We start from the raw sequence: 2,070 nt of genomic DNA on the forward strand, positions 1-2,070 counted from the left end.
CTCCTCGGGAGTGGGGGGCCGCCGGCCTTTCGTGGGTGTGTTTCCGGGGCCGCGCTCCTGAGGGGCGCGGCCCCGGGCGCGCGGCATTTGCCGTGCGCGCCGACCGGAGTGCGGACCCGAACGGGTGAACAAGGGGTGGGGACACGCATCAGGCGGGGTTGGCGGACGTTGAGTGGAGGGAGGAGTGCACGAACGGTTGCCGGGGCGAGCGGGAAGGGGTGAGCCGGTGCGGAGTGTCCAGCGGGCCGTCCTGCTGCGGGCGGCGGCGGCCGTGGTGGTGCTCGTCGGCGCGGTCGGGGTGCACGTCGAGGTGGGCCACGCGTTGGCGAAGCGGGGTGCCGAGCGGGCGGAGCGGGAGGCGGTGGCGTGCGCGGAGGCCGCCCGGCACCCCGACCTGTTCGAGGCGGGGTGGTTGGCGGGGTGCCGCTGACGCTCGGGTGTTCGGACTGTTCGGACGGAACGTCACTCATCCGGCGTCATTCCCGACCACGGAGAAACCCCCCTCCGCCCCCGACGGTTCCTCAGGGAGTGAACGAGTTTCCCGAGGGGGGTTCCCTGATGACCGCGCAGCCCGGTGGCTCCGCGCCCACGCCGACGGCGGGGCGGCCGGTGCCGGCCTGGAGCGAGTGGCTCGGCACGGTCGTCCGGCTCGGCCTCGCGGTGGTCTGGGGGTGGGCCGGGCTGGCGAAGATCTCCGACCCGGCGGAGGCCGCGCAGGCCGTCCGGGCCTACGAGATCCTCCCCGAGGGCCTGGTCAAGCCGATCGGCTACGGCCTGCCGTTCCTGGAGCTGGCGCTGGCCCTGCTGCTGGTGGTGGGCCTCGGCGTCCGGCTGGTGGCCGGGGTCTCCGCGCTCCTGCTGCTGGCGTTCATCGCCGGGATCGCCTCCGCCTGGGCGCGCGGCATCTCGATCGACTGCGGCTGCTTCGGCGGCGGCGGGCACGTCGACGCGTCCCAGACGGAGTACCTCCAGGAGATCCTGCGCGACACCGGGTTCCTGCTGCTGGCCGGGTGGCTGCTGTGGCGGCCCCGCACCCGGCTGTCGGCGGACGGCTGGCTGGCGAGCTGACCCCCACATCCCTGCACCCCGACGAAGGCCCCGACCGTGGATGTCAACGCAATGAGCGAGAAGAACCGAGAAGGCAAGCGCACCGCCCGTGAGCGGATGCTGGAGCAGCGGGCGGCCGACGAGGCCTCCTCCCGGCGCAAGAAGAAGCTGATCGTGGGCGGCTCCGTGCTCGCGGTGATCGCCGCCGCGGTGATCGTCGGCGTCGTGGTGCAGAACCAGCGCTCCAAGCCGGAGACGCCGGTCGCCGCCCCGGCCGGGACGATCGGCGACAAGAACCTGGTCATCCCGGTCGGCGCCGACAACGCGCCCTCCGTCCTCACCGTCTACGAGGACCCGCGCTGCCCCGCCTGCGGCACCTTCGAGCGCGAGTTCTCGTCGACCATCGACCAGCTGGAGGACGCCGGGAAGATCTACACGAACTACCACATCGTGTCGTTCATCGACCGGGCCGTGGCGGGCAAGGGCTCCCGGAACGGCGCCAACGCGCTGGGCTGCGCCCAGGACGCCGGGCACTTCCGGGACTTCCACGACGTGCTGTACCGCAACCAGCCGGACGAGACCAACGACGCCTTCGGTGACAAGGCCGTGCTGCTCGGCCTGGCCAAGCAGGTCAACGGCCTGGACACGCCCGCGTTCCAGTCCTGCGTCAAGGACAGCAGGTTCGGCGGCTGGGTGTCCGCGGTGCAGCAGGACTTCGACAAGTCCAGCTTCAAGTCCACGCCGACGGTGCTGCTCAACGGCCAGCCGGTCTACCCGAAGAACGGCAGCGAGGAGATCACCCCGGCGAACCTGGCGAAGTGGGTGGACGCCGCGAACCAGGGCAAGCAGCTGGGCACGGCGGGTTCGCACGGGCAGACCCCGGCGCCGACCGGCACCGCCTCGGAGGCCAACAACCCGTCGCCGACGGCCGGCTGAGCCCGCCGGGCCGGGGCCCCCCCCCCCCCGCCGGGGGGGGGGGGGCGGGCCGGGGGGGGGTGGTTTTGGCGCCCCGGGGGGGGGGGC

3 protein-coding genes are annotated in these 2,070 nt (G+C 73.4%); all 3 read left to right on the forward strand.

Annotated elements, in window-relative coordinates; genetic code table 11:
- Positions 1-226: 226 nt before the first annotated feature.
- The 3 genes from ACFRQN_RS40640 (at position 227) to ACFRQN_RS40650 (ending at position 1,983) form a co-directional block, all read left to right on the forward strand.
- Positions 227-430, forward strand: a complete 204-nt coding sequence (locus ACFRQN_RS40640; protein ID WP_049651214.1) for a hypothetical protein — start codon at positions 227-229, stop codon at positions 428-430.
- 128 nt (positions 431-558) lie between these two features.
- Complete coding sequence (locus ACFRQN_RS40645) at positions 559-1,068, forward strand: MauE/DoxX family redox-associated membrane protein (protein ID WP_053112044.1); 510 nt, start codon at positions 559-561, stop codon at positions 1,066-1,068.
- A gap of 51 nt (positions 1,069-1,119) precedes the next feature.
- Positions 1,120-1,983 (forward strand): thioredoxin domain-containing protein, encoded by an 864-nt coding sequence (locus ACFRQN_RS40650; RefSeq protein ID WP_074000950.1) that lies wholly within the window; start codon positions 1,120-1,122, stop codon positions 1,981-1,983.
- Positions 1,984-2,070: the final 87 nt, after the last annotated feature.

The organism is Kitasatospora sp. NPDC056800 (assembly GCF_042789775.1).
Lineage (GTDB): Bacteria > Actinomycetota > Actinomycetes > Streptomycetales > Streptomycetaceae > Kitasatospora.